Raw genomic sequence first — 18461 nt, 5'->3', positions numbered from 1 at the left:
GGGTGGCGCGACCGTGAGACAAACGCTAGCAGAGCCGCCAGTCCCGCGCGCGGCACCTGCTGAAAAACAGCCAACAAAAAAGCGCCCGAAGGCGCTTTCCTGTACTACCCGGGCGGGATCAGACCTTGGAACGCTCGAAGCGCTTGCGGTCGTTCTCGTTCAGGTACTTCTTGCGCAGACGGATGGACTTGGGCGTCACTTCCACCAGCTCGTCGTCGGCGATGAATTCCAGCGCCTGCTCGAGGGTGAACTTGATCGGCGGCACCAGGGCGATGACTTCGTCCTTGCCCGAGGCGCGCATGTTGTCCAGCTTCTTGCCCTTGGTGGGGTTGAGCACCAGGTCGTTGTCACGGCTGTTGATGCCGCACAGCTGGCCTTCGTAGATCTCGTCGCCCGGGGCCAGGAACAGCTTGCCGCGGCTCTGCAGGGTTTCCAGCGAGTAGGTCAGCGCGGTACCGGTGGCCATGGACACCAGCACGCCATTCTGACGGTTGCTCACTTCGCCGGCCTTGATCGGGCCGTAGTGGCTAAAGGTCGAGGTCAGGATGCCGCTGCCCGAGGTCAGGGTCAGGAAGTTGTTACGGAAGCCGATCAGGCCACGCGCCGGGATGGTGTATTCCAGGCGGATACGGCCTTTGCCGTCGGGGATCATGTTGGTCAGATCGCCCTTGCGCAGACCCATCTGCTCCATCACCGAGCCCTGGTGCTGCTCTTCGATGTCGATGGTGACGTTCTCGTAGGGTTCCTGCTTCTCGCCGTCCTTCTCGATGATCACCACTTCCGGACGGCCCACGGCCATCTCGAAGCCTTCGCGGCGCATGTTCTCGATCAGTACCGACAGGTGCAGCTCGCCACGCCCGGAAACCTTGAACTTCTCGGCGGACTCGCCCGGCTCGACGCGCAGGGCCACGTTGTGCAGCAGTTCCTTCTCCAGACGGTCCTTGATGTTGCGGCTGGTGACGAACTTGCCTTCACGACCGGCGAAGGGCGAGTCGTTGACCTGGAAGGTCATGCTCACGGTGGGCTGGTCGACGGTCAGCGGCGGACGGGCTTCGACGTTCTGCGGATCGCACAGGGTGTCGGAGATGAACAGTTCGTCCATGCCCGAGACGCAGACGATGTCGCCAGCTTCGGCTTCGGCCACTTCCACGCGCTGCAGGCCGGAGTGGCCCATGATCTTGAGGATACGACCGTTGCGCTTGCTGCCGTCATCGCTGATGGCGACGACCGGGGTGTTGGCCTTGATGCGGCCACGGGCGATGCGGCCGATGCCGATCACGCCGAGGAAGCTGTTGTAGTCCAGCTGGGAGATCTGCATCTGGAAGGGGCCGTCCAGATCGACCTGGGGGGCCGGGACGTGGTCGACGATGGCCTGGAACAGGGCATCCATGTTGTCGTCCATCTTCTCGTGGTCCAGACCGGCGATGCCGTTCAGGGCGCTGGCGTAGACGATGGGGAAGTCCAGCTGCTCATCGGTGGCGCCGAGGTTGTCGAACAGGTCGAAGATCTGGTCGATGACCCAGTCCGGACGCGCGCCGGGACGGTCGATCTTGTTGACCACCACGATCGGGCGCAGACCGGCCTTGAAGGCCTTCTGGGTCACGAAGCGGGTCTGCGGCATGGGGCCGTCCTGGGCGTCGACCACCAGCAGCACGGAGTCGACCATGGACATCACGCGCTCCACCTCGCCACCGAAGTCGGCGTGGCCGGGGGTGTCGACGATGTTGATGTTGTAGTCGCCCCACTTCAGCGCGGTGTTCTTGGCCAGGATGGTGATGCCACGTTCCTTTTCCTGGTCGTTGCTGTCCATCACCCGCTCGTTTTCCGCTTCTTTGCGGTCCAGGGTGCCGGACAGGCGCAGCAGCTTGTCGACGAGGGTGGTCTTGCCATGGTCGACGTGCGCGATGATGGCGATGTTGCGTAGATTCTCGATCACAGTGGTGTTCTCGGTATAGAAATGAAGGAGCTTCAGCCAGCAGGCTGACAGCCGGAGATTGCAAAGGCGCGAAACGCGGCCGACCGGTATGTGGCCGGCAGGCTAGAAGAGGTCGGGAGGGCGGTGGCGGATACTGCCACCCAGCAGGCCCGGCTGCTTAGGCCGGACGATAAACGCGCACATTGGCGTGCCCTTCGGTGAGCAGGTGATGGGCGTGCAGCCGGCTCATCACCCCGCGGTCGCAATAGAGAAGGTACTGGCGATTCTCGTCCAGTTCCTTGAAACGGCTGTTCAGCGCGAAGAACGGCATGGTCTGCACCTCGATGCCTGGCAGCTCCAGCGGCAGGTCTTCCTGGGCGTCGGGATGGCGAATGTCCACCACGATCTGCCCGGGCAGCGGCTGGTCCACCTCTTCCACCTGCACGTCCTTGCCCAGCTCCTCGATCACCTTGTCGACGGTGATGAAGCGTGCGCGTTCCAGAGCGGCGTCGAGCACCGCCATGTCGAACTTGCCTTCCTCGTGCTCCACCCGCAGGGCCTTGGCCTTGGTGGTGGGATTCACCGAGATGATGCCGCAGTACTCGGGCATGTGCTTGGCGAAGTCGGCGGTGCCGATGCGCTGGGCGGTGTCGATGATGTCCTGCTTGTGGCTGGCCAGCAGCGGCCGCAGCACCAGGGTATCGGTGGCCTTGTCGATCACCGCCAGATTGGTCAGGGTCTGGCTGGAAACCTGGGAGACGGCTTCGCCGGTCACCAGCGCCTCGATCTGCAGCTGCTCGGCGATGCGACTGGCCGCGCGCAGCATCATGCGCTTGAGGATGACGCCCATGTGGCTGTCGTCGCACTGGGTGAGGATCTGCCCCACCACTTCCTCGAAGGGCACGCTGATGAACAGCACGCGCTGGGAGCGCCCGTACTTCTCCCAGAGATAGTGGGCCACTTCCATCACGCCCAGTTCGTGGGCCCGCCCGCCGAGATTGAAGAAGCAGAAATGGCTGACCATCCCGCGTCTCATCATCTGGTAGGCGGCCACGGTGGAGTCGAAGCCACCGGACATCAGCACCAGCACCTGCTCCAGGGCGCCCAGCGGATAACCGCCCAGGCCTTCGTGGTGCTCGTCGATGATGAACAGCTGCTGGTCGCGGATCTCCAGGCGGACGTTCACCTCGGGATTCTTCAGGGCGATGCCGGCGCCGCCGCAGCGTTCGCGCAGGCCACCACCGACATGGCGCTCCACGTCCATCGAGGAGAAGTCATGGCGGCCGGCGCGCTTGCAGCGCACCGAAAACACCTTGCCGCGCACCCGCTCCCCGAAGTGGCGTACGCAGAGTTCCAGGATGGTTTCGAAGTCACCCAGCGGATACTCGTGCACCTCGAGGAACTGGCCGATGCCCGGGGTGCAGGCCAGGCGCTGCTTCATGTCCGCCAGCAGCCGCGGCTCGCTTAGCGCGGTCTCCAGGGTGATGTTGTCCCAGACCCCTTCCACGCGGACATCCGGATCCAGATCGCGCAGCACGACACGAATGTTCTTCACCAGCTGGCGAATGAAATTCTTGCGCACCGGGCGACTCTTGATGGTGATTTCCGGAAAGACCTTGATGATGAGCTTCATGAGCGGGAAACGGGGGGCGGGTAACGCGAAAGAAAAGGGCCAATATCATACCTGAAAACCATCACGCACTCGAATCCAGCCGACAAAATCACTTGAGGCGCCATTTAGGTGCAGTTATGAATTATGAAGCACCAAATTGGTGCGCCGATGCGTCACTGATTGGCCTGAAAACGGCACGACAGGCGTCAGGAAGGGCCTCCAGCCCATTTGAGGGCACTGGCATACAACTTGCTCTCTTGTGAGGCAGCCGCCCCTGGGCCAGCATAGGGCGCTTTTCGTGGAACGCCGGTCGTGGACCAGGCAGTACGGAAGCGCCCCTCAAGGGCACAGCTGATACCGGGAGTACCGCCAACCGCTCCCGGCCGAAATTCCTCTGGAGGAAACCATGTCGAAGGCTGTTCAACTGATCAAAGAAAACGACGTGAAGTGGGTAGACCTGCGCTTCACCGACACCAAAGGCAAGCAGCAACACGTCACCATGCCGGCGCGTGACGCGCTGGACGAAGACTTCTTCGCCCACGGCAAGATGTTCGACGGCTCCTCCATCGCCGGCTGGAAAGGCATCGAAGCCTCCGACATGATCCTGCTGCCCGACGACAGCACCGCCGTTCTGGATCCCTTCACCGAAGAGCCGACCCTGATCCTGGTCTGCGACATCATCGAACCCTCCACCATGCAGCCCTACGAGCGCGACCCCCGCGGTATCGCCCGTGCTGCCGAGGAATACCTGAAGTCCACCGGTATCGGCGACACCGTGTTCGTCGGCCCGGAGCCCGAGTTTTTCATCTTCGACGAAGTGAAGTTCAAGTCGGACATCTCCGGCTCCATGTTCAAGATCTTCTCCGAGCAGGCCTCCTGGAACACCGATGCCGACTTCGAGTCCGGCAACAAGGGCCACCGTCCGGGCGTCAAGGGCGGCTACTTCCCGGTACCGCCGGTCGATCACGACCACGAAATCCGTACCGCCATGTGCAACGCCCTGGAAGAGATGGGCCTGGTCGTGGAAGTCCACCACCACGAAGTGGCGACCGCTGGCCAGAACGAGATCGGTGTGCAGTTCAACACCCTGGTCAAGAAGGCTGACGAAACCCAGACCCTGAAGTACGTCGTGCACAACGTGGCCGATGCCTACGGCAAGACCGCCACCTTTATGCCCAAGCCCCTGTACGGTGACAACGGCTCCGGCATGCACGTGCACATGTCCATCTCCAAGGATGGCAAGAACACCTTCGCTGGCGAAGGCTATGCCGGCCTGTCCGATACCGCTCTGTACTTCATCGGCGGCATCATCAAGCACGGCAAGGCGCTGAACGGCTTCACCAACCCGTCCACCAACAGCTACAAGCGTCTGGTGCCCGGCTTCGAAGCTCCGGTCATGCTGGCCTACTCGGCCCGTAACCGCTCCGCCTCCATCCGTATCCCCTATGTGTCGAGCCCGAAAGCCCGCCGCATCGAAGCCCGCTTCCCGGATCCGGCTGCCAACCCCTACCTGTGCTTCGCCGCCCTGCTGATGGCCGGCCTGGACGGTATCCAGAACAAGATCCACCCCGGCGATGCCGCCGACAAGAACCTGTACGATCTGCCGCCGGAAGAAGGCAAGAAGATCCCGCAGGTCTGCGGCAGCCTGAAGGAAGCCCTGGAAGCCCTGGACGCCGGTCGCGCGTTCCTGACCAAGGGCGGCGTCTTCACCGACGAGTTCATCGATGCCTACATCGAGCTGAAGTCCGAGGAAGAGATCAAGGTGCGTACCTTCGTGCACCCGCTGGAATACGATCTGTACTACAGCGTCTGATCCCGCTGCAGTAACTGAAAGAGGCCTCCTTCGGGAGGCCTTTTCTTTGCGCGGGTTTTCTTTGCGTAGGAATAGCCGCCGCGACCGACGCCAGCGCGGAGCGGCCGAGCTGCCTACCTGACCACACGACGCGCCTGCTACCCTTGATCTCCATCGCCCGGCCGAGATTCCGCCATGCCTCGCCTGCTTGCCTGCTGTCTGCTCTGCCTCGCCTGCTCCGCCCAGGCCGCGATCTACAAGTCGGTGGATGCCGAAGGCAACACGGTATTCAGCGATCAGCCCTCGGCCAATGCCAAGCCGGTGCAGGTGGCGCCCACCAACACCGTGGACAATCCACGACCGGCGCCGCCCATCCCCAGTGCGCCTGCGGCGGCGACCCCTGCCGGCCCGGCCTTCAGCCGTCTGGAAGTCAATGTGCCCGACGACGAGGCCATCCGCGCCAACAACGGCACCTTCTCGGTGGGGGTAGCCGTGGAGCCGGCCCTGGGCCCTGGGCAGTCGCTGCAACTGCTGGTAGATGGCGCGCCCTATGGCAGCCCAGGTCAGAGCACCCGTTTCGGCGTGGCCAACCTGGAGCGCGGCGAGCACCGCTTTGCCGCCCAGGTGCTGTCTGGCACCGGCGAGGTGATCCAGACCAGTGCCGAGAAGACCGTTACCGTGCAGCGCATCAGCGTCAACAGCCCGGCTCGCTGATGCGCGCGCTCCTGGCACTGGTTCTGCTCTGCCTGCTGCTGCCCGCCCAGGCGGCGGTCTACAGCTATGTCGACAAAGACGGCAATCGGGTCTACACCGACCAGCCACCCAAGGGCGTCAAGGCGACCCAAGTGCCGATCACGGTGCCCAACAACCTCAATCAGCAGGGCCAGCCGACCCGCAAGCTGAGTCCGACACCGGCCGCGCCGGTGGCCAGGACGCCCAAGACCGCGCCCTTCCGCTACCAGATGCTGCGCATCCTGGTACCCGAGCCCGATGCTACGGTGATCGATCAGCAAGGGCAGCTCATCGTCAGCCTGGTCAGCGAACCGGAGCTGCAGCCGGGTCACAGCTACCGGCTGCTGCTGGATGACAAGGAAGCCGGCGCCGGTCGCAGTCCAGTGTTTCCCCTGGACAACCTGGATCGTGGCACCCATAGCCTGGTGGCGGAGATCCTCGCCGCCGACGGCAATGTGCTGGAGCGGACACCGGCCCAGCCCTTCCATCTGCGCCGCCCCTCGCTGGAGCAGAAGCGCCGTGCCCATCCCTGCAGTGACAAGGACTGGGGCAAGCGGCCGGAATGCCCATTGGACATGAAACCGCCCGAACCCAGGAAATCCTGGCTACCCTTCCTCTAGCGCACCTATTTGGTGCGCTTTTTCATTGTGCACCATCTTGATACAAATCCAGTTTCGTTCCGCCCGTCGCGCGGCGGCTGTTAGTGCACGTTTCAGCCATCTGCCCTAACTCGGGGCGTCTTGGTTTGCTTCTTGCATTTTCCTATCGTCCCTATAGCGCTGTGGCCCCTCATGCCTACCGACGTCATTCACCGACTCCTGCTCGACAACCTCACCACCGCAGTCATTCTGCTCGATGCGGAGTTGCGCCTGGAGTACATGAACCCGGCGGCCGAGATGCTCCTGGCCATCAGTGGCCAGCGCAGCCATGGCCAGTTCATCAGCGAGCTGTTCACCGAATCGCCCGAGGCCTTGCAGGCGCTGCGCCAGGCGGTGGACCACGCCCACCCCTTCACCAAGCGCGAGGCGCTGCTGATCTCCACCTCCGGGAACAGCCTCACGGTGGACTATGCGGTGACCCCGATCCTGGATCGCCACAACACCCTGTTGCTGCTGGAAGTCCATCCCCGCGACCGGCTGCTGCGCATCACCAAGGAAGAGGCCCAGCTTTCCAAGCAGGAGACCACCAAGCTGCTGGTGCGGGGCCTGGCCCACGAGATCAAGAATCCTCTCGGCGGCATCCGCGGCGCGGCCCAGCTGCTGGCCCGCGAGCTGCCGGAAGAGGCGCTCAAGGACTACACCAACGTCATCATCGAGGAAGCGGATCGGCTGCGGAATCTGGTCGACCGCATGCTCGGCTCCAACAAGCTGCCCAAGCTGGCCGTCACCAACGTGCACGAGGTGCTCGAACGGGTCTGCAGCCTGGTGGAAGCGGAAAGCCAGGGACTGATCAACCTGGTGCGCGACTACGACCCGAGCATTCCCGACCTGATGATCGACCGCGAGCAGATGATCCAGGCGGTGCTCAACATCGTGCGCAACGCCATGCAGGCCATCTCCCAGCAGAACGAACTGCGCCTGGGCCGGGTCACCCTGAGAACCCGCACCCTGCGCCAGTTCACCATCGCCCACCACCGCCATCGCCTGGTGTGCAAGGTGGAGATCACCGACAACGGCCCGGGCATCCCCCCGGACCTGCAGGAAACCATCTTCTATCCCATGGTCAGCGGTCGCCCCGATGGCACCGGCCTCGGGCTCGCCATCACCCAGAACATCATCACCCAGCACCAGGGGCTGATCGAGTGTGAAAGCCATCCTGGCCACACCGCCTTCAGCATCTTCCTGCCGCTGGAATAACGAGGAGTACGCATGAGCCGTCAGGAGACCGTCTGGATCGTCGACGACGACCGTTCCATCCGCTGGGTCCTGGAAAAAGCCCTGCAACAGGAAGGCATGACCACCGTCGCCTTCGACAGCGCCGACAGCGTCATGACCCGCCTCGGTCGCCAGCAACCGGACGTGGTGATCTCGGACATCCGCATGCCGGGGACCAGTGGCCTGGACCTGCTGTCACGCATCCGCGAGATGCACCCGCGCCTGCCAGTCATCATCATGACCGCCCATTCCGACCTGGATAGCGCCGTGGCTTCCTACCAGGGCGGCGCCTTCGAATACCTGCCCAAGCCCTTCGACGTCGACGAAGCGGTGGCCCTGGTCAAGCGCGCCGGGCAGCACGCCCAGGAGCAGCAGGGCTTCGCCGAGCCGGCGCACCTGACCCGCACCCCCGAGATCATCGGCGAGGCGCCGGCGATGCAGGAGGTGTTCCGCGCCATCGGCCGCCTCTCGCACTCCAACATCACGGTGCTGATCAACGGCGAATCCGGCACCGGCAAGGAGCTGGTCGCCCACGCCCTGCATCGCCACAGCCCGCGCGCCGCGGCGCCCTTCATCGCCCTGAACATGGCCGCCATCCCCAAGGACCTGATGGAGTCCGAGCTGTTCGGCCACGAGAAAGGCGCCTTCACCGGCGCCGCCGCCCAGCGCCGCGGCCGCTTCGAGCAGGCCGATGGCGGCACCCTGTTCCTCGACGAGATCGGCGACATGCCGGCCGACACCCAGACCCGCCTGCTGCGCGTACTGGCCGATGGCGAGTTCTATCGCGTCGGCGGCCACACTCCGGTCAAGGTGGACGTGCGCATCATCGCCGCCACCCACCAGAACCTCGAAGGCCTGGTGCGCGAGGGCAAGTTCCGCGAAGACCTCTTCCACCGCCTCAATGTCATCCGCATCCACATTCCGCGCCTGGCCGACCGCCGCGAGGACATCCCCGCCCTCGCCCGCCACTTCCTCGCCCGCGCCGCCCAGGAGCTGGCCGTGGAGCCCAAGACCCTGCGCGGCGAGACCGAGGAGTACATGAAAGGCCTGCCCTGGCAGGGCAACGTGCGCCAGCTGGAGAACACCTGCCGCTGGATCACGGTGATGGCCTCCAGCCGCGAGGTGCTGATCGACGACCTGCCGCCGGAGCTGCTCAACCAGCCCCAGGACGCCGCCCCCGCCGCGAACTGGGAACAGGCGCTGCGCCAATGGGCCGACCAGGCCCTTACCCGCGGCCAGTCCAGCCTGCTGGACAACGCCGTGCCGGCCTTCGAGCGCATCATGATCGAGACCGCCCTCAAGCACACCGCCGGCCGCCGCCGCGACGCCGCCGTCCTGCTCGGCTGGGGTCGCAACACCCTGACCCGCAAGATCAAGGAGCTGGGCATGAAGGTGGATGGGCCGGATGAAGAGGGGGAGGACTGAGGGTTCTCTACGGTGCTGTAGGTTGGGCTGAGGCGGCTCCATCGCCGAAGCCCAACAATGCGAAAGCCCCTGCTAGGTGCGAAGTTTTATTGGTGCCTTGGCTGTTTTCTCGAGTTTTGTGAGTACCTTTTGTCTCGCCCACCCGGGCGAGTCACTTTTGCCAGTCGCGGCAAAAGTAACCAAAAACGCTTGCCCCACCATCCGGCCCTACGCTGCGCTCCGGGTTCGCTCACGCCAGCGCCGTTCCGGGGTCGGCCTACACGGGCCGTCCATGGCCCGTTAGGCCTCTCGCCGCATCCCTGCGGCTCGACCCACTCCACGACACTGGCGTTCGCCCTCCTGAACGGGGCGATTCGCCAGCCTGGAAGTATTGGTTGAAGAAGCAAGAAGAGCCCGTAATCCGTAGCGTGGACAACGGCGAAGCCTTGTCCACTGTTCAAGACCAAGCTCACGCCGCCACGACCTGACACCGCCGGAATCGCGGCCATGGGCCGCTCCTACGGGGTATCCGGCTTCTGTAGGAGCGGTCGCTACGGCGCACCGGCATGGCCGCGATAAAGACAGAGCTCCAAGGGCACTGGGCTGTGGAAAACGCTGCGCTGTTTTCCATGCTACAGATTCTGTGAACACCCAAGCATCAGGCTTGCGCCCCGCCCCGTCAGTGAGGCCGAGTGCAGGTGTCGTGGAGGGGGATGTGAGGCAGGACGCCGAGCAAGGCGCGAGGGGCAGGAAGCCCCTTCGTGCCGTGCCCCTGGAGCAGCGCCGGAGCGAGGGGACCCGAAGCGTGGGGTGTGCTTTCTTTTGCTTACTTTTCTTTGCACAGGCAAAGAAAAGTAAGTCGCCGGCTAGGCGAAACCAGAGCCGTCCGCAACCGCGATAAGCAGCAAGGGCAACAAGGGCAACAAGGGCAGCTAGGGCAGCTAGGGCAGCAATAAGACTAGGCACCGCTAATAACGTTGGGCTTCGCTAGCGCTCAACCCAACCTACGACGCTCCCAAAAACCACCCAACTCAAAACTTGGCACACCTTCTGCAATACCCTAGGTAACTACCCTTTTGGGGACCTCGGTACAGGCAGGCTGGGGAATCCCCTCTTTTCTTCTCGAGGCCATCACTCACTGTGATGGCCTCTTTTTTCGTCCGTGAAAAGTCGCAAACCCCAGGCTAGAGCGCTTTTCACCCCACGGCCTAGCTCATGGGATTGGCAATGGCAGCCGAAGCACCAAGGCAACCCGGCACCCCACCCCGTTCCGCTCTGGTGCAAACAGCCAGCCTCTTGCCTGATAACGGGGCATTTCAGGGTGTCAGCGGGACCTCGATGTGCAGCACCCAGTCCTCGCCTTCCTCGACGATACGATCGCTGGCCTGCAGGGCGCCGCCGACGCCTACCAGCAAAATCTTCAAGTCCTGTCCGTCCTGGCGTACCGCCCAGGAAAAGCTGCCGCCCGGTCGTACCACTCGTCCCTGGCGTTCGCCACCGTCCCAGCGGGCCCGGGGCAGACGCAGGCTGAGGGCGCCTTCGGGGCGATAGCGTTCGTAGAACAGCGAGCGGTCGGCGGTGATCAGCAATTCGAAGCGGCCGGCCTCCTGGCGACTGTCCACCCCGAGGATGACCGGGCGGCGAGCCTCGGCCGACCAGGGATCGGGATGGGTGCGCTGGTACATCAGCTGGCCGATGATCATGCCGAACAGGCCGGCGCCCAGGGCCGCCGAGGCCAGCCAAAGGGTCAGGCGCTGGCGCTGGCCGCGCCATTCGGCCTTGAGCAGGTCGGGATCCTCCACCCGCGCCAATTCCTCCCGGCGGGCACGCTGTTCGCGCAACAGCCAGTCGACCAGCCGGCGCCAGAGGTTCATCGCCCTGCCCCGCTCGCGACGGCGCGACGGCGGCGCAGTACCATAGGCGCTTTGCCAGGCGCCCTGCCCTTCATGTTCGACATCATCCTCTACCAACCGGAAATTCCGCCCAATACCGGCAACGTCATTCGCCTGTGCGCCATCACCGGCTGCCGCCTGCATCTGATCGAGCCGCTGGGCTTCGCGCTGGACGACAAGAAATTGCGCCGCGCCGGCTTGGACTACCACGAGTGGTCCAGCGTGCGGACCCATGCCAGCCTCGCGGCCTGTATAGCAGATTTGCAGCCGCCCCGACTGCTGGCCTTCACCACCAAGGCCAGCCATCCCTTCACCGAGATCGCCTACGCGCCGGGCGATGCCCTGCTGTTTGGCCCGGAAAGTCGCGGTCTGCCGGCTGAGGTGCTGGAGTCCCTGCCACCCGAACAGCGGCTGCGCCTGCCCATGCTGCCCAATCGCCGCAGCCTCAATCTGTCCAACACCGTGGCCGTGGCCGTCTACGAAGGCTGGCGTCAGCTGGGCTTCGCCGCACCGCCTGGCTGACCGCCAGAACCTTACTGCCAGACGCGCCGTCCCATGACCTACAGGCACATCGCCAGACCGTCACACGAGGCGCACCATGAGCAAGATCGGCAAACCCAAGGTTGAACGCTACGACGCGCCCTCCGGTGGTTGGGGCTCGGCGCGCTCGGTGACCGAGATCGTCTTGCGCGAGCGGGTGCCGCTCAAATCCGGTGCCCTGCTGACCCGGCAGAACAAGCATGGCGGCTTCGCCTGCGTGAGTTGCGCCTGGGCCAAGCCGGGCAAGCCTCACCCACTGGAATTCTGCGAGAACGGCGCCAAGGCCACCGCCTGGGAGGTCACCAGCAAGAGGTGCGGACCGGAGTTCTTTGCCAGTCATTCCCTCACCGAACTGCGCGGCTGGCGCGACTACGATCTGGAAGAAGTCGGACGCCTCACCCACCCCCTGCGCTACGACGCCGCCAGTGATCGCTATCGGCCGGTGAGCTGGGCTGAAGCCTTCGCCGACATCGGCGCCGAGCTCAAGGCACTGGATCCGGATTCGGTGATCTTCTACGCCTCGGGTCGCGCGGCGCTGGAGACCTCCTACCTCTATCAGCTCTATGCCCGCCTGTACGGCACCAACAATCTGCCGGACAGTTCCAACATGTGCCACGAGAGCACTTCGGTGGCTCTGCCCAAGAGCATCGGCGTGACCGTGGGCACCGTGACCCTCAACGATTTCGATCAGGCCGACTGCCTGCTGTTCTTTGGCCAGAATCCCGGCAGCAACAGCCCGCGGATGCTGCATGACCTGCAGGAAGCACGCAAACGCGGCGCGCCCATCATCACCTTCAACCCCCTGCGCGAGCGTGGCCTGGAGACCTTCGTCAATCCGCAGTCGCCAGTGGAGATGCTGACCGATCACCCCACGCAGATCAGCACCCAGTACCATCAGCTCAAGCCGGGTGGCGACATCGCCGCCCTCACCGGTATGTGCAAGGCGCTGCTGACCGCCGATGACCTGGCTCGCGAGCAGGGCCAGCCCGCCGTGCTCGACCATGCCTTCATCGCCGAGCACTGCCATGGTTTCGCCGAGTTCTGCGAGTGGCTGCAGCGTCAGGAATGGCCGCAACTGGAGCGCCAGTCGGGTCTGACCCGCAGCGCGCTGGAAGCGGCTGCCGCCGTCTATGGCCGTCGCCAGAAGGTGATCGGCATCTATGGCATGGGGCTGACCCAGCATCGCCATGGTGTGGAAACCATCCAGATGCTGACCAACCTGCTGCTCATGCGCGGCAACATCGGCAAACCCGGTGCCGGCATCTGCCCGGTGCGCGGCCATTCCAATGTCCAGGGTCAGCGCACCGTGGGCATCACCGAGAAACCGGAACTGGCGCCGCTGGAGCAGCTCGGCGAGCGCTTCGGCTTCACCCCGCCGCAGGACAAGGGCCGCAACACCGTGGAGGCCTGCGAAGGCATCCTCGATGGTTCGGTAAAGGCCTTCATCGGCCTGGGTGGCAACTTCCTGCGCGCCATTCCCGAGACCAGTCTGATGGAACCGGCCTGGCGCACCCTGCGCCTGTCGGTACAGATCGCCACCAAGCTCAATCGCAATCACCTCGTCCCGGCGGACAAGGCCTATCTGCTGCCCTGCCTGGGTCGTACCGAAATCGATCGCCAGAATGGCGTGGAGCAGGCTCACAGCACCGAGGACAGCACCGGCTGCATTCACGGCTGGCGCGGCGTGGCCGAGCCGCCTGAAGGTGACCTGCTGTCCGAGTCGGCCATCGTCGCTGGCCTGGCCAAGGCCACCCTGCCAGACAACCCCAAGGTCACCTGGGATGCCTGGGTGGCCGACTATGCGCTGATCCGCGACGAGATCGCCCTCTCCTTCCCGGATATCTTCCACGACTTCAATGCCAGGATGTGGGAGGTGGGCGGCTTCCATCGACCGCTGCCGGCGGCCAAGCGCGAGTGGAAGACCGAGACCGGCAAGGCCAATCTCATCGTGCCGCGCAGCCTGGATGCAGACCCGGACATGCCCGCCAGCGGGCGTGACGTCCTCACCCTGATGACGTTGCGCAGCAACGATCAGTTCAACACCACCATCTATGGCTATCACGATCGTTTCCGCGGCGTGAAGGGCACCCGCGCGGTGCTCCTGATGAATCGCAACGACATCGAACGCCTGGGCCTGGCCGAGGGCGACAAGGTGCAGGTGTCGACGGTGGCCGATGACGGCGTGCGGCGCGAGGTCGGGCCGCTGCGGGTCACGCCCTACAACATTCCGGAAGGCGCCTGTGGCGGCTACTACCCCGAGTGCAACGCCCTGATCCCGCTCTGGCACCATGCCGAAGGCAGCAAGGTACCGGCGGCCAAGGCCATCCCGGTGCGTTTGAACAAGCTGATCGCCGCCAACGACGGCGGCTTTCCGGTGGAGCCGGAGGGGTATGGGGCGCAGTACTGAAAGTGGATCAAACCAAGCTTAGAAAACGCTGAAGCCTGGTCCATACCACTGCCTTCCGGAAAACGAAAAGCCCAGCATTGAAGTGCTGGGCTTTTTTGCAACGCTCGATCCAATCTACGGGTAACCGAGCTGAGACAGCTTCACCGTCGAAGCCCAACGGCAAGGCTGACTGTTGAGCATCGCTGCGCTCAACCCAACCTACGAGCTGTCCGTGCTACGGACAAGGCTGCGACCGCCCGGAAGGTAAAAAGCCCAGCATTCACGTGCTGGGCTTTTCGTTGCGCTCAGACTACGCGCTTTCGCAGCCCGATACTTCTTAGCCGATCGTCATCAGACTGGCATTGCCGCCGGCGGCTGCCGTGTTCACGCTCAGGGCGCGCTCAATGAGCAGACGCTCCAGCGGGATGGCGGTCTCGCCGCGGGCCAGGCCCTGGACGCCGACGATGGGGCCGTTGCGCTTGGCTACCAACTGGCAGATCTGGCGCAGCTGATCGGAATCGCCATGGTGCAGGACGGCCTCGAAGGCGACTTCGTCCTTGCGCCAGTCGGCGGCCACCTGTACCCGCGCACGCACGGCGTGCGGCAGGCGCGTCAGCAGCGTCTTGTGCGCCTCCTCGACCAACGCGGTGCTGCCCACCGCCATGACCGCCGCCAGCTGTAGCAGCAGGTCGCTGTCGTCTGCCGCCAGGCACAGTACTCGGCTGCGCGGCAGCAGGCTGTAGCTGTTGCGCTCGCCCGTCGGTCCCGGCAGCAGGCGGGTCAGGCCGCTCAGGGACTCCTCGGCGAATCTCAGGCAGGCCTGCTCCAACTCGCCCAAGCCCTGCTGCTTGGCCCAGTCATGCAGAGCGCCCAGCGGATTGCCGGCCTGTTGACGCAGGGCATCACGCACCTGCCATTCGGTCTCGCCAGTACTGCCCTTGGCCAGGGCCACGGCCGGATCGCCATCCGGACGGGTGCTGAGCAGACGGTAGAGATACAGCGGGCCACCGGCCTTGGGGCCGGTACCCGAAAGGCCTTCGCCACCGAAGGGCTGCACTCCGACCACCGCGCCGACCATGTTGCGGTTGACGTAGAGATTGCCGGCATGGGCGCGCTCCACCACCTTGGCGATGGTCTCGTCGATACGGGTATGCACGCCGAAGGTCAGGCCATAGCCGGTGGCATTGATCTGGTCGATGACCTTGTCCAGGTCCTTGCGAGCGTAGCGCACCACGTGCAGCACCGGACCGAAGACCTCGCGGCCCAGCTCGGCCAGGCTATCCAGCTCGATCAGGGTGGGCATGACGAAGGTGCCACGGTGGATGGCATCGCCCTCCACCCGTCCACCTTGGTGCACCCGACGACCTTTGCCTCTCAGGGTCTGGATATGCTTGTCGATGGTGGCCTTGGCCTCGCCATCGATCACCGGGCCGATGTCGATGGCGAGGTTTTCCGGATTGCCCAGCCGGCATTCGGCCATGGCGCCCTTGAGCATCTCCAGCACACGGTCGGCGACGTCGTCCTGCACGCAGAGCACGCGCAGGGCGGAGCAACGCTGACCGGCGCTGTCGAAGGCGGAGGCGACCACATCGGCCACCACCTGCTCGGCCAGGGCCGAGGAGTCGACGATCATGGCGTTCTGGCCGCCAGTCTCGGCGATCAGCGGGATCGGCCGGCCCTGGGCGTCCAGGCGCCCGGCGATGTTGCGCGCCAGGATCTGGGCCACTTCGGTGGAACCGGTGAACATCACCCCCTTGACCCGCACATCGTTGACCAGGGCGGCGCCGATGGTGGAGCCCTCACCCGGCAGCAGCTGCAGCACGCCTTCGGGGATGCCGGCTTCCAGCAGGAGGCGCACGGCCTGGGCGGCGATCAGCGGGGTCTGCTCGGCCGGCTTGGCCAGCACGGTGTTGCCAGCGGCCAGGGCCGCGGCGATCTGGCCGCTGAAGATGGCCAAGGGGAAGTTCCAGGGACTGATGCAGACCACCGGACCCAGCGGGCGGTGGCTGTCGTTGGCGAAGTCGCGACGCACCAGGGCAGCGTAGTAGCGCAGGAAGTCCACCGCCTCGCGTACCTCGGCGATGGCGTTGGCGTAGGTCTTGCCGGCTTCGCGCACCAGCAGGCCCATCAGCGGCTGGATCTGGGCTTCCATCAGCTCGGCGGCGCGATCCAGGGCGGCGGCGCGCTGCTCGGGCGGCGTGGATTGCCAGATGGGCGCGGCGGCCAGGGCTTCTTCCAGGGCGATGTCGACATCGGCGCGGGTGGCGTTGCTGACCTGACCGACGCGGTCGCGGCGATCGGCCGGGTTGAGCACCGGCTGCGGAATCGACGGCTCACTGGCGCGACCCAGCAGCGGACGCGCCTCCCAGGCGGTGTTGCCACTGGCCAGCAGCGCAGCGGACAGCGAACCCAGGCGGTGTTCGCTGGACAGGTCCAGACCGCTGGAATTGCAGCGCTCGGCGCCGTACAGGGCACTCGGATGGGGAATGCGCGGATGCGGCAGGCCGATGCCGCCTTCGTTGGTGGACTGCTGCTCGATCTGCACCACCGGATCGGCCACCAGCTCGTCCAGGGAGATGGAGTGGTCGGCGATGCGGTTGACGAAGGAGGTGTTGGCGCCGTTTTCCAGCAGGCGGCGGACCAGGTAAGCCAGCAGCGTCTCGTGGGTACCCACCGGGGCATAGATGCGGCACGGGCGTGCCAGCTTGCCGTCCTTGACGCTGCCCACCACCTGCTCGTACAGCGGCTCGCCCATGCCGTGCAGGCACTGGAATTCGTACTGACCGGGGTAGTAGTTCTGCCCGCCGAGCTGATAGATGGCGGCCAGGGTGTGGGCGTTGTGGGTGGCGAATTGCGGGTAGATGGCTTCCGGCGCGGCCAGCAGCTTGCGCGCACAGGCCAGGTAGGCCACGTCGGTGTAGACCTTGCGGGTATAGACCGGATAGCCCTCCAGGCCTTCCATCTGGGCGCGCTTGATCTCGCTGTCCCAGTAGGCGCCCTTGACCAGGCGGATCATCAGGCGGCGACGGCTGCGGCGGGCCAGGTCGATCAGGTAATCGATCACCAGCGGGCAGCGCTTCTGGTAGGCCTGGATGACGAAGCCGATGCCGTTCCAGCCGGCCAGCTGCGGCTCGAAGGACAGCCGCTCTAGCAGATCCAGGGAGATTTCCAGGCGATCGGCTTCCTCGGCGTCGATGTTCAGGCCGATGTCGTAGCGCTTGGCCAGCAGGGTCAGCTCCAGCAGGCGCGGATAGAGCTCGCTCATCACCCGGTCGTACTGGGCGCGGCTGTAACGCGGGTGCAGGGCCGAGAGCTTGATGGAGATGCCGGGGCCTTCGTAGATGCCGCGACCGTGGGAAGCCTTGCCGATGGAATGGATGGCCTGCTCGTAGGAGGCCAGGTAGCGGCGGGCATCGGCTTCGGTCAGGGCCGCTTCACCCAGCATGTCGTAGCTGTAGCGGAAGCCCTTCGCCTCGAACTTGCTGGCGTTGGCCAGGGCCTCGGCGATGGTCTCGCCGGTGACGAACTGCTCACCCATCAGGCGCATGGCCATGTCCACGCCCTTGCGGATCACCGGCTCGCCGCTCTTGCCAATGAGACGGTTGAGCGAACTGGTGAGGCCGGCTTCGTTATGGGTCGAGACCAGGCGGCCGGTCAGCAGCAGGCCCCAGGTGGCAGCGTTGACGAACAACGAGGGGCTGTTGCCCAGGTGCGGCTGCCAGTTGCCGGTGCTGATCTTGTCGCGGATCAAGGCATCGCGGGTGCCCTTGTCGGGGATGCGCAGCAAGGCTTCGGCCAGGCACATCAGGGCCACGCCTTCCTGGGACGACAGTGAGAACTCACGGAGCAGACTCTGCACCATCCCGGAGCGCCCGGTTGCACCCTTGGCGTTGCGAAGCTTTTCGGCGATGCGGTGGGCCAGCTCGTGGGTGGCCTTGGCCTGGGCAGCGGGCAGGCGCGCCTGCTCCAGCAGCAGCGGCAGCAGCTCTTCTTCTGGGCGGCGATAGGCGGCGGTGATGGCCGAGCGCAGGACCGATTGCGGCAGGATGCTTTCAGCGAATTCCAGGAAGGGCTGATAGACCGGATCGGCCAGGGCTTCCACCGCCTCGTTGTCCCCCTCGGCCAGCCGCTGGGCGATACCCTGCAGATCGGCCAGGGTCGCACCGCTTTCCAGGGTTTCCAGATAGGTGAAGATAGCCTGCTTGATCAGCCAATGGGGCGTCCGATCGATACGGCGAGCCGCTTCCTTGAGGCGATCGCGAGTGGCTTCGTCGAGCTTTACGCCCAGGGTGGTAGTGGTGGCCATGCGCAGGT

At 64.8% G+C, this 18461-nt stretch carries 11 protein-coding genes; 7 read left to right on the top strand and 4 right to left on the bottom strand.

Annotated features, from left to right (window positions below; genetic code table 11):
• Nucleotides 1-118: 118 nt before the first annotated feature.
• Both typA and thiI read right to left on the bottom strand, forming a co-directional pair.
• Nucleotides 119-1936, bottom strand: a complete 1818-nt coding sequence (gene typA / locus NRG74_RS19020) for a translational GTPase TypA (RefSeq protein WP_017639451.1) — start codon at nucleotides 1934-1936, stop codon at nucleotides 119-121.
• Between the two features lie 157 nt (nucleotides 1937-2093).
• Nucleotides 2094-3548 (bottom strand): tRNA uracil 4-sulfurtransferase ThiI, encoded by a 1455-nt coding sequence (gene thiI, locus NRG74_RS19015; RefSeq protein ID WP_068384718.1) that lies wholly within the window; start codon nucleotides 3546-3548, stop codon nucleotides 2094-2096.
• A 385-nt stretch (nucleotides 3549-3933) separates the two neighbouring features.
• Between thiI and glnA the strand changes: the two genes are divergently transcribed.
• The 5 genes from glnA (at nucleotide 3934) to ntrC (ending at nucleotide 9350) form a co-directional block, all read left to right on the top strand.
• Nucleotides 3934-5340, top strand: coding sequence for a glutamate--ammonia ligase (gene glnA / locus NRG74_RS19010; protein ID WP_017639449.1), 1407 nt, complete (start codon nucleotides 3934-3936; stop codon nucleotides 5338-5340).
• 174 nt (nucleotides 5341-5514) lie between these two features.
• Nucleotides 5515-6033, top strand: a complete 519-nt coding sequence (locus NRG74_RS19005; protein WP_160922016.1) for a DUF4124 domain-containing protein — start codon at nucleotides 5515-5517, stop codon at nucleotides 6031-6033.
• On the top strand, nucleotides 6033-6671 hold the full coding sequence (locus NRG74_RS19000) for a DUF4124 domain-containing protein (protein WP_257705053.1): 639 nt from the start codon (nucleotides 6033-6035) through the stop codon (nucleotides 6669-6671). Before NRG74_RS19005 ends, NRG74_RS19000 begins: the two co-directional genes overlap by 1 nt.
• A gap of 171 nt (nucleotides 6672-6842) precedes the next feature.
• Nucleotides 6843-7907: a nitrogen regulation protein NR(II) gene (glnL, locus tag NRG74_RS18995; RefSeq protein WP_160922018.1), complete on the top strand. Its 1065-nt coding sequence runs from the start codon at nucleotides 6843-6845 to the stop codon at nucleotides 7905-7907.
• Nucleotides 7908-7919: 12 nt separating this feature from the next.
• Nucleotides 7920-9350 carry a nitrogen regulation protein NR(I) gene (ntrC, locus tag NRG74_RS18990; protein ID WP_007161316.1) on the top strand — a complete coding sequence of 477 codons (1431 nt, stop codon included), beginning with the start codon at nucleotides 7920-7922 and terminating at the stop codon, nucleotides 9348-9350.
• A gap of 1295 nt (nucleotides 9351-10645) precedes the next feature.
• Here ntrC and NRG74_RS18985 read toward each other — a convergent pair.
• On the bottom strand, nucleotides 10646-11203 hold the full coding sequence (locus NRG74_RS18985; RefSeq protein WP_257705052.1) for a hypothetical protein: 558 nt from the start codon (nucleotides 11201-11203) through the stop codon (nucleotides 10646-10648).
• Nucleotides 11204-11275: 72 nt separating this feature from the next.
• On the opposite strand from NRG74_RS18985, the gene NRG74_RS18980 reads away from it, so the two are divergent.
• Complete coding sequence (locus NRG74_RS18980; protein WP_007161318.1) at nucleotides 11276-11743, top strand: tRNA (cytidine(34)-2'-O)-methyltransferase; 468 nt, start codon at nucleotides 11276-11278, stop codon at nucleotides 11741-11743.
• Between the two features lie 76 nt (nucleotides 11744-11819).
• On the top strand, nucleotides 11820-14168 hold the full coding sequence (locus tag NRG74_RS18975; protein ID WP_257705051.1) for an FdhF/YdeP family oxidoreductase: 2349 nt from the start codon (nucleotides 11820-11822) through the stop codon (nucleotides 14166-14168).
• 316 nt (nucleotides 14169-14484) lie between these two features.
• Here the strand turns inward: NRG74_RS18975 and putA are convergent, their stop codons facing one another.
• Nucleotides 14485-18453, bottom strand: coding sequence for a trifunctional transcriptional regulator/proline dehydrogenase/L-glutamate gamma-semialdehyde dehydrogenase (gene putA, locus NRG74_RS18970; RefSeq protein ID WP_257705050.1), 3969 nt, complete (start codon nucleotides 18451-18453; stop codon nucleotides 14485-14487).
• Between the last annotated feature and the right edge of the window lie 8 nt (nucleotides 18454-18461).

This window comes from Pseudomonas oryzihabitans (assembly GCF_024652905.1).
In the GTDB taxonomy this organism is placed as follows: Bacteria; Pseudomonadota; Gammaproteobacteria; order Pseudomonadales; family Pseudomonadaceae; genus Chryseomonas; species Chryseomonas benzopyrenica.
The sequence above is the reverse complement of the archived record's forward strand: the minus strand, read 5'-3'. Positions and strand labels throughout refer to the sequence as shown.